The sequence below is a fragment of the Paenibacillus sp. FSL L8-0340 genome (assembly GCF_038593145.1).
Lineage (GTDB): Bacteria > Bacillota > Bacilli > Paenibacillales > Paenibacillaceae > Paenibacillus_AQ.
On sequence record NZ_CP151967.1, the window covers coordinates 5,876,387 to 5,894,871 of the forward strand.

At 44.9% G+C, this 18,485-nt stretch carries 17 protein-coding genes and 1 pseudogene; 6 read left to right on the forward strand and 12 right to left on the reverse strand.

Features of this window, described 5'->3' with window-relative positions:
* Window positions 1-155 precede the first annotated feature (155 nt).
* The 4 genes from NST07_RS26965 to NST07_RS26980 all read right to left on the reverse strand — a co-directional run bounded on the left by NST07_RS26965 (window position 156) and on the right by NST07_RS26980 (window position 2,772).
* Window positions 156-365: a hypothetical protein gene (locus tag NST07_RS26965; RefSeq protein ID WP_341095624.1), complete on the reverse strand. Its 210-nt coding sequence runs from the start codon at window positions 363-365 to the stop codon at window positions 156-158.
* Between the two features lie 14 nt (window positions 366-379).
* Window positions 380-901 (reverse strand): PRC-barrel domain-containing protein, encoded by a 522-nt coding sequence (locus tag NST07_RS26970; RefSeq protein WP_341095625.1) that lies wholly within the window; start codon window positions 899-901, stop codon window positions 380-382.
* Window positions 902-993: 92 nt separating this feature from the next.
* The gene (locus tag NST07_RS26975; RefSeq protein WP_342480520.1) at window positions 994-2,145 is read right to left on the reverse strand and encodes a cysteine desulfurase family protein; all 1,152 of its coding nucleotides are present in this window, start codon (window positions 2,143-2,145) and stop codon (window positions 994-996) included.
* A 147-nt stretch (window positions 2,146-2,292) separates the two neighbouring features.
* On the reverse strand, window positions 2,293-2,772 hold the full coding sequence (locus NST07_RS26980; protein ID WP_342480521.1) for a DUF523 domain-containing protein: 480 nt from the start codon (window positions 2,770-2,772) through the stop codon (window positions 2,293-2,295).
* Between the two features lie 139 nt (window positions 2,773-2,911).
* Here NST07_RS26980 and NST07_RS26985 point away from each other — a divergent pair, with 139 nt between their 5' ends.
* From NST07_RS26985 to NST07_RS27000, 4 genes are all read left to right on the forward strand, one after another.
* Entirely contained in the window at window positions 2,912-3,580 is a 669-nt protein-coding gene (locus tag NST07_RS26985; RefSeq protein ID WP_341095628.1) for an SOS response-associated peptidase, read from the forward strand.
* A 181-nt stretch (window positions 3,581-3,761) separates the two neighbouring features.
* The gene (locus NST07_RS26990) at window positions 3,762-4,577 is read left to right on the forward strand and encodes a DUF2935 domain-containing protein (protein ID WP_341095629.1); all 816 of its coding nucleotides are present in this window, start codon (window positions 3,762-3,764) and stop codon (window positions 4,575-4,577) included.
* Window positions 4,578-4,958: 381 nt separating this feature from the next.
* On the forward strand, window positions 4,959-5,540 hold the full coding sequence (locus NST07_RS26995) for a TetR/AcrR family transcriptional regulator (RefSeq protein ID WP_342480522.1): 582 nt from the start codon (window positions 4,959-4,961) through the stop codon (window positions 5,538-5,540).
* A 20-nt stretch (window positions 5,541-5,560) separates the two neighbouring features.
* On the forward strand, window positions 5,561-6,187 hold the full coding sequence (locus tag NST07_RS27000; protein ID WP_342480523.1) for an HXXEE domain-containing protein: 627 nt from the start codon (window positions 5,561-5,563) through the stop codon (window positions 6,185-6,187).
* A gap of 47 nt (window positions 6,188-6,234) precedes the next feature.
* Here the strand turns inward: NST07_RS27000 and NST07_RS27005 are convergent.
* Both NST07_RS27005 and NST07_RS27010 read right to left on the reverse strand, forming a co-directional pair.
* Window positions 6,235-6,395: pseudogene (locus NST07_RS27005) on the reverse strand (IS3 family transposase); the annotation flags it as partial.
* 117 nt (window positions 6,396-6,512) lie between these two features.
* Window positions 6,513-7,196: a hypothetical protein gene (locus NST07_RS27010; RefSeq protein WP_341095634.1), complete on the reverse strand. Its 684-nt coding sequence runs from the start codon at window positions 7,194-7,196 to the stop codon at window positions 6,513-6,515.
* Window positions 7,197-7,422: 226 nt separating this feature from the next.
* Between NST07_RS27010 and NST07_RS27015 the strand changes: the two genes are divergently transcribed.
* Window positions 7,423-7,770 (forward strand): hypothetical protein, encoded by a 348-nt coding sequence (locus NST07_RS27015; RefSeq protein ID WP_342480524.1) that lies wholly within the window; start codon window positions 7,423-7,425, stop codon window positions 7,768-7,770.
* A 737-nt stretch (window positions 7,771-8,507) separates the two neighbouring features.
* Here NST07_RS27015 and NST07_RS27020 read toward each other — a convergent pair.
* The 4 genes from NST07_RS27020 to NST07_RS27035 form a co-directional block, all read right to left on the reverse strand.
* Window positions 8,508-9,971 (reverse strand): IS1182 family transposase, encoded by a 1,464-nt coding sequence (locus NST07_RS27020; protein ID WP_342480525.1) that lies wholly within the window; start codon window positions 9,969-9,971, stop codon window positions 8,508-8,510.
* Window positions 9,972-11,811: 1,840 nt separating this feature from the next.
* Window positions 11,812-12,051, reverse strand: coding sequence for a hypothetical protein (locus tag NST07_RS27025; protein ID WP_342480526.1), 240 nt, complete (start codon window positions 12,049-12,051; stop codon window positions 11,812-11,814).
* Window positions 12,052-12,243: 192 nt separating this feature from the next.
* Window positions 12,244-12,762: a hypothetical protein gene (locus NST07_RS27030; protein WP_342480527.1), complete on the reverse strand. Its 519-nt coding sequence runs from the start codon at window positions 12,760-12,762 to the stop codon at window positions 12,244-12,246.
* 911 nt (window positions 12,763-13,673) lie between these two features.
* A complete protein-coding gene (locus tag NST07_RS27035; protein WP_038595549.1) occupies window positions 13,674-14,093 on the reverse strand; it encodes an Rrf2 family transcriptional regulator in 420 nt (139 codons plus the stop codon).
* Window positions 14,094-14,406: 313 nt separating this feature from the next.
* On the opposite strand from NST07_RS27035, the gene mnmA reads away from it, so the two are divergent.
* The gene (gene mnmA / locus NST07_RS27040) at window positions 14,407-15,531 is read left to right on the forward strand and encodes a tRNA 2-thiouridine(34) synthase MnmA (RefSeq protein ID WP_341095637.1); all 1,125 of its coding nucleotides are present in this window, start codon (window positions 14,407-14,409) and stop codon (window positions 15,529-15,531) included.
* Window positions 15,532-15,695: 164 nt separating this feature from the next.
* Here the strand turns inward: mnmA and NST07_RS27045 are convergent, their stop codons facing one another.
* A complete protein-coding gene (locus NST07_RS27045; protein ID WP_342480528.1) occupies window positions 15,696-17,537 on the reverse strand; it encodes an oligopeptide ABC transporter substrate-binding protein in 1,842 nt (613 codons plus the stop codon).
* Window positions 17,538-17,557: 20 nt separating this feature from the next.
* The gene (locus tag NST07_RS27050; RefSeq protein WP_341095639.1) at window positions 17,558-18,463 is read right to left on the reverse strand and encodes an ABC transporter permease; all 906 of its coding nucleotides are present in this window, start codon (window positions 18,461-18,463) and stop codon (window positions 17,558-17,560) included.
* Between the last annotated feature and the right edge of the window lie 22 nt (window positions 18,464-18,485).

Sequence of the window (18,485 nt, forward strand, 5' to 3'; positions counted from 1 at the left end):
TAAATAAGTATATGTATGCCTGCCGCAAAATAACCGCTGAACGTAAAGCCAAGCAAAAAAAGCGCCAATAACCCTCAGCAAATTGGACGCTGAAAGGAAACTGACGCTTGTTTTTAAAAATATGTACCCGCTGCTAGCCAGTGCGAGGACTTATATCAGGAGGATGCATGGATTTGGGGGAAATCCTGGGCAATTTCTTCCCCGAAGAACAGATCGTCAAGCGAACTGAGCGTGCCGTCTTCTTCAACCTGATAAACCGACATTTTCTCGCCGTTAACCGTAAGTTCGATGAAACAGCCCCAGCAATAGAACTGGTGGGAACCGATCTTGCCGATATCCTTGGAGTTGCAGTTTGGACACTTCATATAATACATTCCACCTATCCGTTAACAATATTAATGGCTTTTTGGAGCCGTTCTTCGCTCATCGCGGGAACCAGTACGGAATCCTCCCCAATGGACATTTCTTCAGAACAAGGCAGCCATTTGCGGCCTTCGATCAAATCAGTTACAAGCCCGTCACTGATTTCCAGCGCTACTATTGTGTTTCCCAACTTCTGGTCAAAATAAACATCGGATATTCGTCCAAGTATCGTTCCGGATGCAGTCAGTACCTGCAAATCCTTCAATTTCTTCTTTCCTAAAAGAAAAGTATAGGGTATATGGTCAGTGTCGGCCTTTAATATCGACTGTTTACTGCGAATCATGACAGCATCTTCGCCATAAGCGACAATATCTTCCCATGCCACAACTTTCACATGACTGGAAAAAAAAGATTTGCTTTCCAGTTCAATACCCGTAATATTCCAGTTTGAATCCAGTACAACATCGACAATTTTGCCGATTTCATTACCTTCTTCAACTTCATATACAGCCAGGCCGATCATATCTTGAAGTTTCATGGCTGCTTTAGTCCCCTCGCTTTGAGTGTACTTTCAAGTCACTTTTGGTTAAAGAGCCAAATACCGAAACGGATACGAGACCGAAAAAAATCCTAGTCTACACTACGCAACCGTCTCAGGATGGTTTCAACTTTTTCTGCAACAAGCTTTATTTCTTCATTAGTATTACCCAATCCTGTGCTAAAACGAATCGCCGAGTCCAAAACTTCTTCCGGAAGATTCATCGCTTGCAGAACATGCGAAACCTCCAGTGAACCAGAGGTGCAGGCTGAGCCGCTGGCAGCAGCAATCCGCTCCATATCCAGGTTCATCAGCATCACATCGGTCCGGGCTCCCGGAAAACTTACATTCAGTATTCCAGGTAAAAAATGCTGCCCGTTTCCGTTAATCACATAGTTCTGCCGCCCGATACGGCTGTCCAGCTCCTGCAGCAGCACATTCCGCAGCTCAAGCGCTTTATCCTGCCGCCCCGGAAGCCCCTGCACCGCCAGTTTCACCGCTTTGGCAAAACCTGCTGTGCTCGCAAGACTCTCCGTTCCGGCCCGTCTGCCGCGCTCCTGGAGTCCTCCGTGCTGTCTGGAATGCAGCGGTGCACCGCGCCGTACGTATAGTCCACCGATGCCCTGCGGGCCGTTTATTTTATGGGCAGAAAAGCTCATATAATCCACGGGAAGCTCACGAAGTGTGATGGGAATCATCCCGAGAGCCTGTACAGCATCGACGTGGAATAAAATGCCCCGTTCTGCAGCGAGACGGCCAATCTCTTCTATAGGCTCTACTGTTCCTACCTCATTATTCGCAAACATCACACTGATCAATACCGTATCATCTCGCAAAGCGGCTGCCACATCTGAAATCGAAACGAGGCCTGTCGAATCAACCGGAAGATAGGTAACATCATAGCCCTGCTTCTCCAGTTCTACGCAGGTATGTTGAACGGCATGATGCTCAATTGCTGTGGTGATGATATGTTTGCCCTTCTCCGTGGTAGCAGCTGCAGCTCCAAACAACGCCAGATTATCGCTCTCCGTGCCTCCACTGGTGAATACCCATTCATCGGGAGCACAGCCTAAAAAGCCCGCGATGGTATCGCGTGCCCCGTTCACAATCTTTTTGGCGGAACGTCCGAACGTGTGCACACTGGACGCATTGCCGTATTGTTCAAGCAGCATATTGTACATAACCTTGGCCACCTCCGGATGAACCGGGGTTGAGGCGGCGTGGTCCAAATAGATGGGTTTCATGACTAAATTCTCCGCTTCTTGAAATTTAGGATTTTCTTACAGGACTACTCGATTATACTGCTGAATGCCGCCTTTTACCACCTGTGAATAAACACAATATTGTAACAACCTTTAGGGGGCTGTTAGTGGGATTTTCCGCTAAGCCACTCACTTTCCAGCACGTGCCAAAGCTTCCAGCCTGGCAGAGAGCTGCTGCTCAGAAATCACTTCAATACCGTTTCTTCTTAGCAGAGCAGACGTTACACCTTGACCGGGAATTTTCACACCGGCAAATTGTCCGTTATAGATCATCGCACTGCCGCAAGAAGGGCTGTTTTCTTTGAGCACTACGGTGCTGGCTCCGATCTCCCGGGCTTTCTCCAGCGTTTCATAAGCCCCTTTGAGGTACATTTCGGTTACATCATTTCCTGAACGGTCCATTACCCTGGCTGTCCCCTCCAGCACCTCCTCCCCGCCGCCGCCGATAATTTCCGCCGGTTCCCTCGGTGTCGAGAATCCGCCAAGTAATTCTGGACATACAGCAACTGCCTTGTTATTATCCAGCAGTTTTTGAAGGCTTGTATCGAGACAATCCGTGCCGTTGTATCTTACTTTCATTCCTGCGAGACAGGAGCTTACAATAATCATGCGGGATCCTCTCCTTCGTTTCGCTATCGTCCGATTCTTCATTTATAATAATATAAAATACTCCGAGCATAGCATGAGGGCTACAGCGCTGTAAACAATCTCAGACCACATCATAAATGAACCGGGAGGCTAAATCAGCATGTGCGGAAGATACACAATTACCGTAACCATGGATGAGTTGATGCTGCGTTATTTTACGAATGACACCACCATTGTCCACTATGCCCCAAAATATAACGCGGCCCCGATGCAGTATATCCCGGCAGTTATTCATAATGGCAAGCATAACAAACTTGGAGAACTGCGCTGGGGACTGGTCCCGTCCTGGGCCAAGGATGACAAAAGCGGCAGCAAAATGATCAATGCCCGAGCAGAATCCCTTCTGGAAAAAGCATCCTTCAAAAACCTGGTGAGCTCACGCCGCTGCGTGATTCCTGCGGACGGCTTCTACGACTGGAAGCCGCAGGAAGGCGGCAAACAGCCGCTGAGAATTACGCTGCGTGACGGAAAGCTTTTTTCCATGGCCGGCTTGTACGATATTTGGATGGATCAGAGCGGCAATAAGCTCAGCACCTGCACAATTATTACTACAGAATCCAACAGCCTGATGGCCGAGATTCACGACCGTATGCCGGTTATCCTCACCCCTGAAGCGGAGACAGCGTGGCTTGACAGGCATAATCATGACATCCCCTCTCTTATGAAGTTATTGCGGCCTTATGATACAGAGCAGATGCGGGCTTATCCCGTCTCACCGGCAGTGGGCAACGTCCGCAACGATTATAAGGAGTTAATTAAAGAAGCATAGCGAAGAACCGCAGCAATGACCCCGAAGTCCACGCTCCACCATAACCGCCGCCGTATCCATCAACATTTTCACTTCATGTTCATATCTTTACTACCGAGTTGTATCCATCCTCTATAAATAATTAGGTATCCGACCAAGCTTAACCAGCATATGGTCTATAGAGATGATAAGGAGGGATATTATGTCTGACATGTTTGTCGCTCGGTCTCTGGAAGAGATCAGCTTTTGGTCAAGAATTATGAAAGAACATTCCTTGTTTCTAGGATTGGGGTTCCGGGCGGAAGATACAGTCCTGAAACAAGAAGCTAATCACTTTTACCGGATTTTCGAAGACATTGAGAGACGGGTGCATGCTTTTTCCCTTGATACAGACCCTGCAACGATTCACCAATTTAATCAGGAGGTTCATACCGCAGTATGTCACATATGGGCGTTCAAAAGAAAAGTACTTGGCTTAATTCTATGTTGCAAGCTCCCTGGACAAACGAATTTTCCACTTTTAGTGGATCATGTAAGTAGAGAAGCAAATTATTTTAGAAATCGGCTGGAAGAGCTAAACCAGGGCAAATTAGAGCCATTATATGATGCTATTATTGATGAAAATGTATTTTTCTTAAGAATTATGGCCGACCATGCCAAATTCATAGGTCATCTATTAGATCCTTCAGAACGAAAACTTGTCGAGCAGGCCCGGGAATTCAGTCAAGATTTTGATCAATTATTATTTCAGGCTAGAGATATTGAATCCATGCGGCCTCAATCGCAAACCGGTCCTATCTTAAACCAGTTTCTTGATCAGAATAGGGTATCCGTAAAATCATTAAGGGATTTTAAGAAAACAGCCCGGGATTTAATCGAACAATGCAAAATTAAAAGCATCATACACCCGTTGCTCGCGGATCACGTTTTCCGTGAAGCAGAGAGATTCTTGGAGATTATTGATATGTTCGAAAACTCTTTAACCGGGAAAGGAAATGCATCAATGATCCACCATTAGCTCCTTTTTGGTACCAAGTACTTCAGGCTTCGATAGAGCTTTAAATTTCTTTACATACATCATGGGCTTACTGACAGTTAATGTCCCGGTTTTCCGACAATCACCACCCTCCCATTCATTAAACAAAACGTCCTGCTACCATCATGGTAGCAGGACTTTGCTATGACTAAGTTACAGCCCATCCTCCTGTCATGAGATCCATATAAGATTGGTTTTTCACCTATCATAATGAGCACTTTTAACTAAAACAACTGGGTTGATCTCACTGAATACTTTAAAGAAGCGCTTATTGATTCAAAAAGCAAAGGGTGTTACCATAATTAAAACATTGTTTTAAACATTGTTTTAATTATCATTTACGAAGGGAGGGAGAATAAGCAAATGGACAAAAGCAATGAGACCAAAGAAATCATTCTTCAAACTGCACTCGAGATGATCAAGCAGGAAGGATTCGAGAAGATCACAATCCGCAAAATTGCGGTACGTTCGAATACGAACGTTTCGCTGGTGAATTATTACTTCGGCTCTAAGGATAAGCTGATTAGCGAAGTGATCCGGATCATGCTGTCGGGTTTTCAGGAATCTTTTGATGTGCTGGAAGATCTGTCTCTGCCGTCGGAACAGCGCTTGAAGCTTTTTCTGCTGCATTATGTACGGAGGGTGGAGCAGTATCCGGAGCTGTTGTCGCGGATCATTACGATGGATACCGGCTTATTCGCGTCGCAGCGGGAGTACGGGGAGTTTATGCGGATCATTGGATTCGATAAAGTCAAGAGTCTGCTCATGGAACTGACGAATGAACAGGATCAAGGACTTTTAATGATGATGGTGATGCAAATCTTTGGAGCCGTGTTCATGCCTGCACTGATGAGGCCGACTCTTGAAGCCGGAGCTGGCGTCGAAATGAAGCCGGCCGAGCGTCAGATTGACCTGCTGCTGGAGCGTTACTTAAACATCCACTAAGTGCCGAGGAGAGATGATTCATGAATATTTTGCGCAAATACTGGCCTGATCTGGGGATGCTGGTCGCGGCGGTGACAGCGATCGGAATCGTAATCAATCATCGTTCCATGTCTGAACTGAATATGATTTTATGGCTCAGCTTCACCGCGATCCTGGTGCATCAATTTGAAGAATACCGCTGGCCCGGCTATTTTGGCGGTTTGTTCAATATCGTTATATTTAAGAGTGAACAGCCGGAGCATTATCCGTTGAACCCGCAATCGGCAATGATTATTAATTTGGTCATCGCCTATGTCTTTTATCTGCTTCCGGTCTTCTTCCCGAACATAATTTGGCTGGCGCTGGCTCCAATCTTTATGGGCTTTTTCCAGTTTATCTGGCATGGCATCTTCGCTAATATCAAAGCCAAAACATGGTATAATCCCGGCCTGTTCGCTGTGCTGGTTTTCCATTTCCCGATCGGAGGATGGTATCTGTACTACATCACGGCGCACCATCTGGCAAGCACGACGGACTGGATCATCGGATCCGTCTATTTTGTGATCGCAGTATACGTCCTAATTATTAAAGGAAATATGTGGCTGAGGGATATCCATTCGCCGTTTAATTTCTCAGACAAACAGATGGGGCCTTATTTGAACAAATAACTCCATAAACAAAAAACAGGACCTTCCCAACATTTCTAAAAAAAGACCTTCAGTGAAACTTCATCCTTAAAATGACCAAAGAACGACTCCTGCGGCGCATTATCCCGGCAGTTTGCTCGTCTGGGCATGAATTGCCCAAGACCCATATGTTTCACTTTCTTCTGAAAATCTGGATGGGTGTAGTGGAACCTTGATCGGAATGAATGAAGCCGTGTTTGTGCGAGACACCCTATAGAGAGACCTTTTTAAAGTGTCTGCTCTATAGGGTACAGTTTACACAAGCCCGGCGGGGTTATTTATGCAAGCTTCTAAAATCCGTTTCAAGCTACCTTTCAAGTGTTGACAGTGAAACCATTACCCATGGAGCAAATTTATTCGACAGTTCACCCTTAGGATTGTGTATCCGGAAAAGAAAGGCTTCCCCCGCTTGATTCTTCCACACCATATAATCCTCTATTCCCTTATCACCGGTAGCCTGCAGATATAAATCTGCAAAACCTAGAGGATGCTCAAACAGTTCACCGCTATGGTCGCTAGCCTTACCCATTGCGGAAAGCTCAGTTTGCCCCTGTTGCTTCAGAGCGGTGAGATCGTAACCGGATGGCAAGTGTTCAATTTCGGCATAATAGGTGGGGTCCTCAGTGAGTGTTAACCGGCCAGACTGTTCATCGAATGTGAAATCATCAAAGACATACAGGGAATATCCATCACCTTGCGCAAGTGTACCTTCTTGCCCTGAGACCCCTCCCTCCTGTTCACCAAATGCCTGGGTCTCCGGACGTTGGGATGTCTGAGGATCAGTAGCGTCCGGACTGGCGGACACCTGCGCCTCCGTGGCTGCGGCAGTAGCAGAAGGTTCAGGAGTGGCTGTAGCTTCAATAACAGGCATAGTCGCTGCACTTGACGCTGTAGGCTCTGCCTCGTCTACTGTGTCATTGTTACTGCATGCACCGAGAATTGAGGCAGACAGAAGAACACTGGTAACTGTAGCAATCAATGTTTTATTCATTTTATACCTCCTCATCTGAATAATAGTTATTACCCAAATGTCCAACACCCCCACACCACTTAAGGTTGACGGGTTATTTAATGTAGGCTTTAAATTCAAATAATTCACATTTTGGATTGCAAGGGCAGCAGTCAGGAATCTGTATCGTTCTCTATGAAGCGCATAGTAAATATTACCCAATTCTGATAGAATGATTCTGAATTTATTATCAGATTTAGGGGGAGCTATGAATAGTAAGAATTGGTGGACATTGATTATTATAATCGTATTAATTGGGGGAAGCATTGGGGGGAAACTTCTTTATGACGCGAAAAAGGAACGGGATCGTCAAGACCTGATTCATATGGGGGATGAACTGGACAAAGCTTGGTCTGACTACGAGGATTCTATTAACGAGATTGATAAAAATCAGGATTTAGCAGAGGAATACACAAATCTAATGGAATCTATCCTTGACGATGATATTGCATCAAGCGAGTTAGAGGAAACTATTGTTAAAGCCTGTGAAATGGAAAGCAAATTGATGGAGCTCTACCCTACTGTCTACAATGAGCCTAGTTCTGTTTGTGAATGAAATAAATCCCCGCCAGCTCATACGAGGACACTGAAAAACACCTGTTTTTCAAAAAACCAAAACTTTAGGGGGTCAAATATGATTCCCTAAACGTGAAACGAGCCTGAGAAGCGATTCTAAAGGCTCGTTTTTTGACGTTTTTTTAAAAGAGACTTTTTCAGTGGCCTTGCTCATAATCTGAAATCAATAGTAGTTCCAGTATCCTATTACTCTCCCTCTGGTCAGAATGATGGGATGGATTATCCGCTCCCCCGCTATGATCACTGCCCTCTCTGGCGCATGTCAGGTCGCCACTGGATTTAGTTTTCACGGGCCAGCACTTCCGAGTGAAGTATGATACCACTCAATGAATCAGATCCTTGGAGTAGACCAACATCTTGTTGTATCGCAGAGTTTAATGAATATAAGCCTGAGCGTGATCTTTTGAAACAAGACAAAGAGCAAGCTGAGAAAGTGAATGAAGCAATTACACATGTTGAATGTATGATTTAATTTAATATTTAACTATATAGATTGAACCTATAATTCTTCTATTCTGGGATTGGCCGTGACTACAGAAAATGTTTGGACTTCCGGCCGCTGTTAGGTTTGGATTTCCTGAATTTAACCGCGAATCGCGGTAGAAATCCAAACCTTGCCCACTAGAGTAAAGAGCTGGTTTGTACCCAGCCCCTCCTCATCAAACCGTACGTCAGACTGTCTAACAACTGATTACTGAGCACGCTTAAACCTTGGATTTATGCAATTTTACTCAAATAAACGTTGGGCATCTTAGATATCCAATGAGCTCGGTCTCTGAAGAGACTTATGAGCTCTTTCACTCCCTTTATTTTGATCATTCTCTTGATATTATAGGCAAGGCAAATCAGATTGGTCTCAGTGCTTACTGATGCCAGCCCTCGCGTTAAAAAGTATGTATAGCCCAGGTGACGTTTTATCGTCCCAAAAGGGTGCTCTACGATTGCCGCTCTTTGCTTATATGTATTACTGTGACTACGTGTATTTTTGGCAATCTGTTCAATCACTTCTTCATCTTTAAGCCTCGTTACCGACCTTCCTCCTTTGGCAGACGTGCAGATATCCTTTTGTCCGCAAATATCGAAGGCTTGGCATGTGTAACGCCTGTACTCTTTTCCATCTTGTTTTCCATTCCATTTGAAAGGTAATTCATAACCCAAAGGGCAAATATATTTATCGTTTATGGCATCATATTCAAAGTTATCTTTATCAAATCCGCTTGCTACTTTGTTTTGCTTTCCCTTCTGCGGCTTAATTAAGAGTTCGGTGCTTTCGTTGACAACGTCGATGATTTCAAGGTAGTTATAATAGCCTGTATCGGCCAGAATTGTGGTTTTTTGATCATGGAAAACTTGCTTTGTTTTCTTTGCCATATTGGACAGTTGCCCTTGATCGTTGACATCATTGACTGTGTCGCAGTCCACAATCAATTTATACTTACTGTCCACCACAGTTTGAACATTAAAACAAACTTCGTGCTTCCCGTTGTTTTTCATTGATTTGGCATCTGGATCGGTAACACAAAGCTGGTTTTCACCTGTTTCCTTAAGTTCTTGTTTCATTACCTGCAACTCGTGCAATCTCTCTTGATAGACGGCTAACTTTCCCGTGATTTCCTGCTGTTTGAGGCGACTGTCCTCCGTTAAAAAGTCGCGCAAATAGGCATCGATTTTTTCATCGATATACTCTAGCTTCTTGCTGATAATGTTGTCATTAAAGTGTTTCTTTTTAGAGCAGTTCGCCTTTAATTTTGTGCCATCAATCGCAACAAGTCGACCATCGATTAACCCGAAACCTTTTAACAGTAAGGTGAATTCTTTAAATAGCTTTTTTATGGCTGTTTGGTTATTCTTCATGAAAGCAGATAAAGTGCCGTGATCCGGTTGGAGCTTACCAACTAGCCACATCAGTTCAATATTTCTTTTTGTTTCGGTCTCCATCTTACGAGAGGAACGGATGCCGTTCATATAACAGTAAAGATAAAGCTTGAGAAGTTCTTCCCGGCGGTAAGGTTTTTGCCCCGCTTTGGAGCCAGAATACACCTGAAATCCCAATTCTTCTAGGGTCAGGCTATCGACGTAAGCATCAATAACTCGAACAGGATTTTCTTCTTCTACAAAATCGTCCAATGTATATGGCAGTAAATGAATTTGATGTCTATCCTCACTTTTAATAAAAGGCATATGTGCTCATCTCCTTAGATACAGAGATTCGACATTGGGCATCTATTTTCATGCCCAAAATGGATATTGTTTAAAAATTGTTAGACAGTCTGACGTGAGGTTTTCCCTCATACGGCTTTCCGATGTTCGTCACTCATGGGCATGCAACCTTCACGGCCTTGGCTCCATAAGCTAGTTTCCTCCTAAGAGTTGTTGAGTGTTTTCTTGCGTGTCGTTAGCCCCTTGGGCATTCACGTACTCGTACCTCTTGGATAAACTTGAACAAAGCAGGGCCCCTTCCCTCCCGTAGGTTATGTTGTCCTACGGTTCTTCGGTACTATTGGCCCCTCGGACTCCCTTCCTGCGGGCATCTCACTTCACCTTCTGGGTTTATAGAGTGTCCTTTTACCTTTTCCTTTCGGTGCAGGGGAGGGTCTCCCCAGTTCACACTTCCTCTTTCCAGCCATGCCGTTCCCCTTACGCCGGAGGATTCTTCGTTGCCGCTCCAAGTTCTCTGCAACTTCCTTGGCCTTCATCCTAAAGCACGGGATTCGGCTTCCTCTTGTCCTCTTGCGAGGCCGCTTTGACGACGCGGCAGGATTCACTTCATGTTACGGCCTGGTCGGTTGCTCGCACGGTATCAAATCCGTACTTTTGTCGATGCGCTTCTACGCACAGATTTCGCCATGCGCAGGCATCCTAGCTACGCGGGGGCTTGGCCCCTCCCGCGACCGGACTTTCACCGGCTAGAGGTAGCGTGCTTTTCTGGGCACGCTGCTTTCGAAGCGAGCTTTCCTACGGAAAGCTTTTAGGCGGACGCTATCGCTCCGTAAGGATCAAAATTCCCCTCCGCCACTTTTCCCTAAATATAATTCTCAAGTTCAATCTATATATATTAGTTTCCTAGTACCTCTATTATAGAAGGATTATAAATTCTACCTGTTTTCGGGTTTTGGAGTTAGGAGAATCTATAACAATAAAAATAATAGCCCATTAGTTCAAAAACCGGCAGGTTATTTTCACTACGCTCTAAATTCAAATATATTTCCTGACGAATTGGGCACCATCAATTTTAATGGAACCTGGCGTAAATCCTTCACAATCCCTCCACATTCCATCAGATGGCCTACAGAATCTGGATCTTCAATAAACACTTTATAGTCTCAAATAACTCATGCAAGTAATCAAAACATGGGTAATTCCAAAAATAGCGCATGGAACGAGAAGGACATAGTTCTTCATCCAAAGTCCGACAAAAAAGAAATACAAAGGCGGCATGCATGCAATTCCTAGTATCAGTAACCACGGAGCAACCACGCCATTATAATAGAAAATCCAAGAAATATAATAGGCTGCCAAAAACATAACTGCTAGTCCAATATAAATGTTACTGTTACTTCCTTCGCCCTTGTTTATCAGAACAACCATTAGAATAACCGTTAACACCCCAAACAATCCCTCTATAATATTCAGTGTTTTATAGGCAGAACTATTTCCAGTAAGCACATTATTTGTTGGAGGCACAAGCATCCAGATTATATTGGGAAGTAGCTGTAATGCGTATTATAAAAGGCCTGTCAACGAAAATTGAAATCTATAGTTTCTCATAACACCCTCCCAAAGTCTTTATTGGTAGAGTATATTACAAAGCCAAAAACCACACCTCGGTCTCCAGTCGGGTTAATTTATGTATGGCTCTAAATTCAAGTCGTTCTCGTCTGAACCAGTTTCCGGCGATCTTAACCTACCTGAGTGATATCCTTCTACTATCCCACCAAGATCGTTTAGTCGCCCTTCTGGATAATCATTGAATTGGTGCGGTGCCAGGTGCAATTTCATTCTTCAACAAGTCGCTTTCCAATTAATTTCTTTGCCTCATCTTCTGAGATATTAGATAAAACCCAATATGATTCAGTTTCATTTTTCCAGTTCCATAATTTATCAATTCAAATGATTTCACAAGCACTGCCTGTGTATTATCTTCTTTATTAAGCAAAGTGTCTCCGATTCTTGAAACGGACTCTCTTTGAATAATCTCCCCTGCAATTACATAGCCTCTACCAGTAATTTTAAATACATCTTTAACTTCGACTTCAAACATAATTCACCTCCCTCTTATGCAGAAATACCCGCCAACTGGAAGGGTTAGTATATAAGATTTGGAATATTTTATATTTTTACTATATTTGAACCAAATCTGGCCTGTTGTGGAGTCCAGTGTTCTCGGAGTTCACCTTATAAAAACAAACAAATCATCCACCTCAAGGGTAGATGACTTGTTTTAACGCAGCTTTTAGAACTGTCTAGCACTTACATCAACATCAAGTGAATATCCTAATAAACTATATATGTAGACCTCATAATATCCATCCAGACCATTACCTAACATATCCGTAAAAGAGATTGTTTTCTGTGAGCCAACAGCAATTGCTTGATCAGTGAACTCAACTCCGTTTCGTCTCACTTGAAATTGAACCGATTGGCCACTGTTATTCATCATCCAGATGTTTAGGTTAATTCCATCAGTCGGTTCACAAGTGAATGAATCATTAAAAGCTCCACCTCTTTGATTTACACGGACTATCTTTACGGCCTCTTTTCCTCTTGCAAGTTCTGGAACTTTGACCCCGTCCCCCACCAAAATCTTCGTTCCTGTTCCTGGTTCTTCGTAAATGTTATTGTTAAAACTATAACTTTTTGCAGAGGAAACCTCAGATACTGAAGATTTTTGCAGCGATGATGAATCTACAAGGCCTGTTATCGGAGTAAAAAGTAATGATGCAGCGACACCTAATCCTAAAAGTTTAATCAAAGTAACTACCTCCCAGTTTTATTTTTTGGATTACAATGGAATTATACCATTAATTAGGTTATTAATGATATAGTATCTATTAACTATAAAAAATTACTTCATTTCCTATTATTAAACAAAAAAAGGTATTTTTTATCGCATTGTGCTTTAAATAGATTGAATATATAATAAACAACAATGTTAGTTTCCACTCAATTCTGCTCTAAATTTAAATCGCTGCCGGATAATTCTTAATTGATACAGGAGTGTATTCCTCAACGATGCCGCCATAATCCATCAAGTGAGCGATTGGGGCCGGATCTTCCCGGTACCCAACAGATAGATACTTTCGACTGCACCAGAGAAGCGGCTAAGAAGCCTGAATTGCTTTTCAATGCTTTGTATGATGTTTCCAAGCCCTTACCCCTCTGCATTTTTATGTTGTTGTTCTTATTATGAGTCTTATAATACTCCTCAATTTCTGTCCACACCAAAAAGACGATCCCTGCCGACTAAGAAAGTTTATTAAGGTTTTTGAGCGAACTGCCAACAGAATCTATCATTACATTAAATATCTCAGAACCCATGTTGTGATATTCGATCCATAAATCGCTGCATAAGATAATAAGTTCCATACAGAAATACTGATATAAAAAATAAATATCATTCCACTTGTTCTTCTGCTCATTCCATCACTCCATTCAAGAAATGCTTTTGAAAACTCACAAATCAATTATGTTTAATTTGGAAGATTAAATATATTAACTTCCATCAGTAAGGATAAACTTCCTGAATGCAAAGAAATACCCCGCCATTAATGGCAGGGTCCAGTCTTTAATTTCCAGCTTATTTAATTGCGGGTAAATCGAGGGTAAAAGTATCGTGAAAAGGCCTACTAATCCCTTGAACAACGCGGGTTCCCGACAATCCCTCTAAATATAAAACATGTAGTTGTCAGCCTTGCTTTCTTCCTTATAATTGATTAAGTCGGACAATGTGGTGGAATCCAGCACATCGGCAATGCTGTCGCGGATGCGCAACCAGAGGTCGCGTTTTGCCGGATCATCTTCTTCTGTAAAATCAACTGGCGATATGGGGCCTTCCAGCACACGGATAATATCGCCGGCTGTAATGGTAATGGATTCGCGTGAAAGGATATAGCCGCCGTAAGCACCACGAATACTCTTCACAAGCCCTGCGTTGCGCAGTGGGGCAATGAGCTGTTCCAGATAATGCTCGGATAGTCCGTTTTTTTCGGCGATGCTTTTAAGTGAGGTTGGACCTTCGCCAAATTTCAGGGCAAGCTCCATCATAATGGTTAATCCGTAACGTCCTTTTGTCGATATCTTCAAGGGGCACCTCTTTCGGTTTAGTTGCTGATAGAATCATAATTCATTGTTACGACATGAGATATGTCATATCAAGGTATTCCGATGTTTGCTCTCAGCTTATGTTATCATATTTATGGACATATTTGGAGCCAAAAAAGTAACTTTTCACATGAATGTTCGCCAGTGGTGGACAAATTGTCAATTTTCTCGTCTTTTCTGCTGCATTTTCCCGTCCTCACGGGCAGTTTGGGCTAGACAGGTGTGTTATAATACAAAATGAGCCGGGTGTTTGTATCAATAACCGGTATTTTTTGCATAGAAAATGGTGATTACGATGACAAAGGCAAACCAGGACACACGTGTCGTCGTCGGCATGTCCGGAGGAGTCGATTCCTCCGTTACGGCACTTCTGCTGAAGCAGCAGGGCTATGACGTCATCGGTATCTTCATGAAGAACTGGGACGACACCGATGAGTTTGGCGTATGCACGGCCGAGACTGACGCAGAGGATGTCCGCCGCGTGTGTGAGCAGATCGATATTCCTTACTATACCGTTAACTTCGAGAAGGAATACTTTGATAAAGTCTTTTCCTATTTCCTCGATGAATATAAGGCCGGACGCACACCAAATCCGGATGTGATGTGCAACCGCGAGATCAAATTCGGAGAATTCCTGAATAAGGCACTACAACTGGGCGCCGATTACGTGGCTACCGGGCATTATGCACGGGTCATTCAGGAAGACGGCAAGTTCAAGCTGCTGCGCGGCGTGGACAGCAATAAAGACCAGACCTACTTCCTGAACGCGCTGAACCAGTACCAGCTTTCCAAAGCGATGTTCCCGATCGGACATCTGCCAAAACCTGAAGTACGGAGAATCGCCGAGGAAGCCGGATTGTACACTGCCAAGAAAAAAGACAGCACCGGTGTCTGCTTCATCGGTGAACGTAACTTCCGTGAATTCCTAAGCCAGTATCTGCCTGCCCAGTCCGGAGACATGGTCGATATCGCCACAGGCGAGGTGAAGGGCCGCCACGAGGGCCTGATGTATTATACACTGGGCCAGCGCCAGGGTCTGGGAATTGGCGGCTCCGGCAATGGTGAGCCGTGGTTTGTGGCTGAGAAGGATCTGGACCGCAACATCCTGTATGTAGTCCAAGGGGACAAGCACCACAGCCTCTACTCCACCAGTCTGATCGCCTCCGGTGTCAACTGGATAGACGGCCTTACCCTTACAGATGCACCGCTGAAGTGCACCGCCAAGTTCCGCTACCGCCAGCCTGATCAGGGCGTAACACTGAGAGCACAGGTAGACGGTACCGTGCATGTTGCCTTCGATGTGCCGCAAAAGGCGATCACACCGGGTCAAGCTGTTGTCTTCTACCTGGACGAGGAATGCCTCGGCGGAGGTACGATTGAAGCTGCAGAGAAGGTAATACCGCAGCCGCAGCAGCAATAAGAACCGAATGAACGCACCTAAAAACGGCTGCTGACCCCACCAAGGCCGGCAGCCGTTTCTATGTGGCTAAAGCGATTTAGCCCTATGAGTATACAAAAACCTCCTTGCAGCTGCAAAAGCCGCAAGGAGGTTTTGTATATTACAGGTTGCTAAATCCCGGAAAGTTACTGTGCAGCAATCCCCTTGTCGGCGGACAGTGCAAGCTCATTTCTGTAAATACCCGTTCCATCGCCAATAGCGTAATTCAGAACGCGGTTATTTACCGGAACGAGTTCTGCACGATAGAGGGTTGGGAATACAGGGATCTCGTCAACCATCAGCTGCTGCCACTCTTTGTAGATTTCCTTGCGCTTCGCTACATCAAATGCTGCTTCCGATACGCCTTCTTTCATTAGGCGGTCGCTTTCTTCACTTGCGTAACGCGGGAAGTTGTAGATAGCGTCGCGGCCATACAGTCCTTGTGGATCCACGTCGATACCGACTGTCCAAGCGCCTTGGTATACATCAACAGAAGGATCATCTTCACCATTGGAACCTACGCGGTCATAGAAGGTGTTGAACTCCACCATTTCCAGCGTTACATTCAGACCGATGGCTTTCCACGACTGCACATAATATTGGGCCAGCGGCTCAGCGATATCCGAACCTGTCATGGAGATGAAATTGATCGTCAGCGGCGTGCCGTCCGGATTGGTACGGAATTCTCCGTTAAGCTTATAGCCTGCATCATCCAGTGTTTTCTTGGCTGCTTCCTGATCAAACGGTACTCCCGGATTGCTGGCATCATGGAATTCAGGATGAGATGGAGGAATCAGCGTAGTCGCATTCCAGCGCAGACCATGATAGAATTTCTTGCCGACGGCATCATTATCCACCGCCTGCCACATCGCTTTACGCAGAGCTACATTGCCCATCTTCGCCTTCGGATCTGGAGCCACCACTTTTTTGGTCGCGTCCCATTTACCAAGCTTGAAGCCAATGTAAGTATAGGCACGGTCAATGGCTCCAAGGTATTCAACGTTGGACAATTTAGAGTTATCAGGGAACTGGTCAATCGGGAAGCTGTCGACCAAATCGATATTTCCGGCTTTCAGCTCCTGCACAACCGTAGTCGGTGGAATTACTTTCAGGACAACCTTATCCAGCTTCGGAGCGCCGCGCCAGTAGTCGTCATTCTTGACAAATACTACGGATTCACCAGGTACAATGCTTTCTACTTTAAATGGACCGAAACCAATTGGTTTTTGACGGACCTCAGGGGAAGCGGAAATTTTGGCTACATCCATATTTCCGAAAATATGTTTAGCCAGCGGATAAATCCAGATACTGCCTGTCAGCAGGGATGGAGTCGATTTCACATAAGTGATTTCCAGTTTCTTCTCACTAAGTACTTTGATTCCGGAAATTGTCTTGGCTTTGCCGGCATGGTAATCTTCCATACCTACAATGTTGGTGAAATCAGAGCCGTAACGAGGGCCGTCATAGGCCGGATTACCGATAACTTCATGGGCAAACAGCCAATCTTCGGCAGTAACAGGCTTGCCATCATGCCAGTTTACATTGTCATGGATGGTAAAGGTGAAGGTACGTCCATCTTCAGAGACTTCATAGGTAGCCGCCCCGTCATTGGTATACACATAGTTCTTATCCCAAGTCAGCAAGCCTTCGTCAAACCAGTCCAGCACCTGAGAATCCGGAACACCGGAGGAGAAGTTAAAATTCAAAGTTCCTTCAAAGGGAGTGTCAGATACAAGGCCAAAGTTGAGTGTGCCGCCTTCAATGGCTTCACCCTGGTTCGTCTTAACATTGCTGAAATCTGCGATGTTGTACAGCCCGTCTTCTGCTGCCGGTGCTGCAGTTGGAGCAGTTGTAGCAGCTGCATCTGTCTTGGCTGTTGCCGAAGGCTCAGCCGCTTCATTGTTGCCTGAGCCACAGGCCGTAACCGCAAGCGTCAGGACAAGCATCAATGTGAAGAGCATGGTCTTGCCAGAGTTTCTTTTTCTCATTCTTGTTTCTTCCTCCCTTATTATCCTTTTCTTTGTCTTGCATCCGTCGCACGCTTAATCGCCTGACCGACATTATTTATACTCAACATCAACACCAGGATCAGCAGTGATGCGGGTAACCATATCCACCATCTCGATTGCAGCGTCTGCGGATTCCGGGCATAGCTGACCAGCGTCCCCAGACTAGGTGTGCTTTCAGGAAAACCGAAGCCGAGAAACGAGAGGCCCGACTCCAGACCGATGTTGGCGGCCAAATTCAGCGTCATCGTAACGATAATGATGGAGCTTAAGTTCGGCAGCACTTGTTTGAACATAATCTTAAGATGAGAGGAGCCCAGCGTTCTGGAGGCCTGGACATATTCCAGTTCCCTCTCCTGCAGTGTCTTCGAGCGTATTAGCCTCGCGATGCCCATCCATAGAAATGCCGTCATGATCAGTGAAAAGGACAAGGTATTATATTTGGGAACCGCCGTAACAAACGCGATGACAATCATCAGCATCGGCAGGATCATAAAAAAATCCACGAAACGCATAAAAATATTATCGACGAATCCACCGAAATAGCCGGAGATCAGACCTACCAGAATGCCGATAACACCCGTCATCAGAGTGACCATAATTCCGATACTCAGCGAGTTGCGGGTACCGATAATGAGCTGACCGAACACATCGCGTCCGCCGTAATCGGTGCCCAGCCAGAATTTAGCCGAAGGCTTCTCATATAAGGCGAACAGATCGACGGTTACTATCTGCTTTTGATCCAGAAACAGGGCGATGCCAAATACTCCGCATACAACTACACCTAGAAAAATCAGGGAGACCAAAGCCAGTTTATCTCTGAAAATCTCCTTCCAGAGGATTCTCCATCCGGATGGGCTCTTCTCCATATCCTGCGGGAGCGACAGCTCAGCGCTTGATTTTGCCATTACATTCACCTCAACAAGTTCT

Bases quoted from the DNA above. Each gene is read 5' to 3' on its own strand.
- NST07_RS27000 (WP_342480523.1), top strand. From the start codon at position 5,561: ATGAATATTTTGCGCAAATACTGGCCTGATCTGGGGATGCTGGTCGCG.
- NST07_RS26975 (WP_342480520.1), bottom strand. From the start codon at position 2,145: ATGAAACCCATCTATTTGGACCACGCCGCCTCAACCCCGGTTCATCCG.
- NST07_RS26990 (WP_341095629.1), top strand. From the start codon at position 3,762: ATGTCTGACATGTTTGTCGCTCGGTCTCTGGAAGAGATCAGCTTTTGG.
- NST07_RS27025 (WP_342480526.1), bottom strand. From the start codon at position 12,051: ATGTTTGAAGTCGAAGTTAAAGATGTATTTAAAATTACTGGTAGAGGC.
- NST07_RS27050 (WP_341095639.1), bottom strand. From the start codon at position 18,463: ATGGCAAAATCAAGCGCTGAGCTGTCGCTCCCGCAGGATATGGAGAAG.
- NST07_RS27020 (WP_342480525.1), bottom strand. From the start codon at position 9,971: ATGCCTTTTATTAAAAGTGAGGATAGACATCAAATTCATTTACTGCCA.
- NST07_RS27015 (WP_342480524.1), top strand. From the start codon at position 7,423: ATGAATAGTAAGAATTGGTGGACATTGATTATTATAATCGTATTAATT.
- NST07_RS26965 (WP_341095624.1), bottom strand. From the start codon at position 365: ATGAAGTGTCCAAACTGCAACTCCAAGGATATCGGCAAGATCGGTTCC.
- NST07_RS27010 (WP_341095634.1), bottom strand. From the start codon at position 7,196: ATGAATAAAACATTGATTGCTACAGTTACCAGTGTTCTTCTGTCTGCC.
- NST07_RS26980 (WP_342480521.1), bottom strand. From the start codon at position 2,772: ATGATTATTGTAAGCTCCTGTCTCGCAGGAATGAAAGTAAGATACAAC.
- mnmA (WP_341095637.1), top strand. From the start codon at position 14,407: ATGACAAAGGCAAACCAGGACACACGTGTCGTCGTCGGCATGTCCGGA.
- NST07_RS27045 (WP_342480528.1), bottom strand. From the start codon at position 17,537: ATGAGAAAAAGAAACTCTGGCAAGACCATGCTCTTCACATTGATGCTT.
- NST07_RS26985 (WP_341095628.1), top strand. From the start codon at position 2,912: ATGTGCGGAAGATACACAATTACCGTAACCATGGATGAGTTGATGCTG.
- NST07_RS26995 (WP_342480522.1), top strand. From the start codon at position 4,959: ATGGACAAAAGCAATGAGACCAAAGAAATCATTCTTCAAACTGCACTC.
- NST07_RS26970 (WP_341095625.1), bottom strand. From the start codon at position 901: ATGAAACTTCAAGATATGATCGGCCTGGCTGTATATGAAGTTGAAGAA.